Annotated in this window: 4 protein-coding genes and 1 tRNA gene; 2 read left to right on the top strand and 3 right to left on the bottom strand. The window is 69.7% G+C overall.

Annotation, left to right across the window (positions count from 1 at the left end):
• Positions 1–528 (top strand): bacterial proteasome activator family protein (locus AC5RUJ_RS12995; protein WP_494155968.1); only part of this gene is annotated, 528 nt, incomplete at its 5' end.
• A 5-nt stretch (positions 529–533) separates the two neighbouring features.
• Positions 534–989, top strand: coding sequence for a hypothetical protein (locus tag AC5RUJ_RS12990; RefSeq protein ID WP_494014750.1), 456 nt, complete (start codon positions 534–536; stop codon positions 987–989).
• Positions 990–1,067: 78 nt separating this feature from the next.
• On the opposite strand, the gene AC5RUJ_RS12985 is transcribed toward AC5RUJ_RS12990, so the two are convergent.
• The 3 genes from AC5RUJ_RS12985 to AC5RUJ_RS12975 all read right to left on the bottom strand — a co-directional run bounded on the left by AC5RUJ_RS12985 (position 1,068) and on the right by AC5RUJ_RS12975 (position 3,149).
• Positions 1,068–1,143 (bottom strand) — tRNA-Thr (locus AC5RUJ_RS12985).
• Positions 1,144–1,233: 90 nt separating this feature from the next.
• A complete protein-coding gene (locus AC5RUJ_RS12980; RefSeq protein WP_494128118.1) occupies positions 1,234–2,787 on the bottom strand; it encodes an alpha/beta hydrolase in 1,554 nt (517 codons plus the stop codon).
• A gap of 41 nt (positions 2,788–2,828) precedes the next feature.
• On the bottom strand, positions 2,829–3,149 hold the full coding sequence (locus tag AC5RUJ_RS12975; protein WP_494155967.1) for a hypothetical protein: 321 nt from the start codon (positions 3,147–3,149) through the stop codon (positions 2,829–2,831).
• Between the last annotated feature and the right edge of the window lie 167 nt (positions 3,150–3,316).

Raw genomic sequence — 3,316 nt, 5'->3', positions numbered from 1 at the left:
GCGCGGCGGCCCGGCCGCGGCAATTCGGCGCTGGCCGACCTGGTCGATGAACCGGCGAAGGTCATGCGGATCGGCACGATGGTCCGCCAACTGCTCGAGGAAGTGCGCAGCGCCCCGCTGGACGACGCAGCCCGGGTCCGCCTGGCCGAAATCCATGAGCGGTCCGTCAAGGAGCTGGAGGACGGGTTGGCACCGGAGCTGATCGAGGAACTGCACCGGATCAACCTGCCGTTCACCGACGACTCCACGCCGTCGGACGCCGAGCTGCGCATCGCCCAGGCGCAGCTGGTCGGCTGGCTGGAGGGCCTCTTCCACGGCATCCAGACCGCCATCGCGGCACAGCAGGCCCTCAACCAGCAGATGGCGGCCCGCATGCAAATGCGCCAGCTGCCGCCCGGCACCATGATCGCGCCCGGCGTCGTGATTGGCGACGACGGTGAACCGCGGCGGGCCACCGGAGCCGAGGGGGAGAACGCCGGCTCGGTGCAGGGCGGCGAACGGCACGCCGGACCCGGACAGTACCTGTAGGGCCGGTGGCGCTCTTCGGTGCCGCCCGGCAGGCCCGCCGGGAGGATAAGGAACTCGGCAAGGGCATTTGGCGCCGCGCGCACGACCGCTTCCGGCGCGCCCTGGAGCGCTACCACCAGGTCCTCGAGGGCGTGGAGGACGACGGCCTCTACGGCGAGCTGCTGCCGGTAGCCGACCAGCTCGCCGGCCTCCTGCCACGAGTGCGCAGTTGCTGCACGACCGCCCAGTCGCTGCATCCCACCGACGGACTGGATATTCCCGGCGGCGTGCTGGCAGATGTCCACCGCAGCCTTTCCAGGGCGGGCAACTCCCTGGCGGCGGCCGCACAGGCCGCAGCGATGGTCAGGCTCGGCGGCAGCCAGGGCTACGAAGCAGGCGTCGAGAACGTGCGCCGGCGCGCCGCCGTCGTGCTCGCGGACCTGGCCGATGCCGAGCGCCTGCTGGCCGGCCTGAAACACTGACCCGCACCCTGCCTACGCGGCGGAAGCCGGGAAACAAAAAAGCCCTCCGCCGGCTGTGTGCCGTGCGGAGAGCTTCGATGGAGCCCCCTGCCAGAATCGAACTGGCGACCTTTTCATTACGAGTGAAACGCTCTACCGACTGAGCTAAGGAGGCGGGGATCGTGACCGTTTCCGGGCCGAATCCACGAAGAACAACTATATGGGAGCCGTGCCGGGCCGGTCAAAACGACCGGCCCGCGTCGGCTCAAGAGCAGGCGGTGCCCTCGGCCGGCATGGTGCCGTCGGCGAAGTAGCTGTCCACCGCATCGCGGATGCAGGTGTTGCCCCGCCCGTACGCCGTGTGGCCTTCGCCCTCGTAGGTCAGCAGCGTGGCCGACGCCAGGTCCGCGGCCATCGATTCCGCCCACTCGTAGGGGGTGGCCGGGTCGCCGGTGGTGCCGATCACCAGCATCGGCGCGGCCCCCTCGGCGTGGATCGGGGCGCGTTCACCGGTGGGCTCGTACGGCCAGTTCTTGCAGTTCACCCCGCCGTAGGCCAGGTAGCGGCCGAGGGTGGGGGAGGCCTGCTCCAGCTCCTTGGCGTCCTCGCGCATGGCGGCCAGATCGGTCTCCATCGGATAGTCCAGGCAGTTGACCGCCATGAAGGCGAACGTGCTGTTGCTGGTGTAGCGGCCGTCGGAATCGCGGCCGGCGCTGCTGTCCGCGAGCAGCAGCACGGTGCTGGGGTCGCCTTGGAACGCGCTGGCCAGCGCCTGGGTGAGGATCGGCCAGCTGGCGTCGTCGTACAGCGGCACCAGCAGGCCGGAGACAAAGGTGCCGACCGGGACCAGACGGCCGTCCGACGCGGTGAGCGGGCTCTCCTCGACGGAGCGGATCAGGTCGCGCAGCTGGGCCACGGCGTCGTCCACGCCGCCGTTCATCGGGCAGCCGGCGTTCTCCAGGCAGAACTCCGCGTAGGCGTGGATGGTGTCCTCGAAGGCGGCCGCCTGGCCCAGCGTGATCTGCTCGTTGCTCAGCGAGGGATCCAGCGCACCGTCCAGCACCATCCGGCCGGTCCGCTCCGGGAACAGCCCCGCGTAGGTGGCACCCAGGAACGTGCCGTAGGAGAAGCCCAGGTAGTTCAGCTTTTCGTCGCCGACGACGGCCCGGATGATGTCCATGTCCTTGGCGGCGCTGACCGTGTCCACGTGGCCCAGGACCTCGCCGGTCTTCTCCGCGCACTGGGCGGCGAGCTCGGCCGCATCGTCGATCGCCCGCTGGAGGTCCTCGGCCGAGTCGCGGTCGTACTCCGTCTGCCGGGACTCGTCGCGTTCGGCGTCGGTCTGGCAGGTCACCGGCGCCGAGCGTTGCACGCCGCGCGGATCAAAGCCGACCAGGTCGTACTCGCTCCGCAGCTGCTCGGAAAACATCGTCTGGAGGCCGTCGCGCAGCAGGTCGTAGCCGGAGCCGCCGGGCCCGCCCGGATTGACCAGGATTGACCCCTGCGCCGAACCGCCGGCGTCGCTGCGGATGGCGGCGATCTGGATGCTTTCGCCGCCGGGGTCCGCGTAGTCCAGCGGCACGTCGACGTCCGCGCACTCCAATCCGCTCTCGCACGGCTGCCAGTCGACGTCCTGCGTGTAGTACGGCATCAGTTCTTCGGCCACCCCGTTGGTGACCTGCGCCGGGTCCGCGGCCTCGCGCTCCTGTTCCGGGGCGATCACGGAACAGCCGGTGCCCAGCAGGAGGACGACGGCGGCCAGCACCGCTGCTGGGGAACGGCGCGTTGAAGCGGGGTGCCTGGGGCGGGTGCGGGGCATGCGGGCGGCTCCTGGATAGTGCTGCGTGCGGGTCCGGGGACTCAGAGCAGGCTGACGGCCATGGCTTCCATGGCCAGGACGGGGGCAACGTTGGTGCCCAGGCGCTGCCTGGCCTGGGCAATGGCGTCCATCCTGCCCAACGTCTGTTCGGGGGTGGATCGTTCCGCGTAGGCGGTCAGATCCTGGCGCAGGTATTCGTTGACCAGTTCGGTGCCGGTACCCAGCTGGAGGGTGAGCACGTCGCGGAAGAACGTGCTCAGGTCGATCATCACCCGGTCCAGCGAGTCGCTGACACTGCGCTTGGCGCGGCGTTTCTGGTCTTCCTCCAGCCGCTTGAGCTGGCTGCGGATGGCCGGCGGCATGGCGCCCTTCTCGGGTGCCCCGAGCGCGACCAGCAGTGACTCGCGCTCGGCCTCGTTGCGCTGTTCGGAGCGCTGCTGGCAGACATCGCATCCCTAAAAGCGATCCACGGCAAGAACGCAGACGTTCAGGACTTGGTGATCCGGGCCTTGGATAGGGCCGACGAGTT

It is taken from the genome of Arthrobacter sp. Y3223164 (assembly GCF_059091005.1).
Note: the sequence above shows the minus strand (reverse complement) of the source record. Positions and strands in the feature narration are given on the sequence as shown.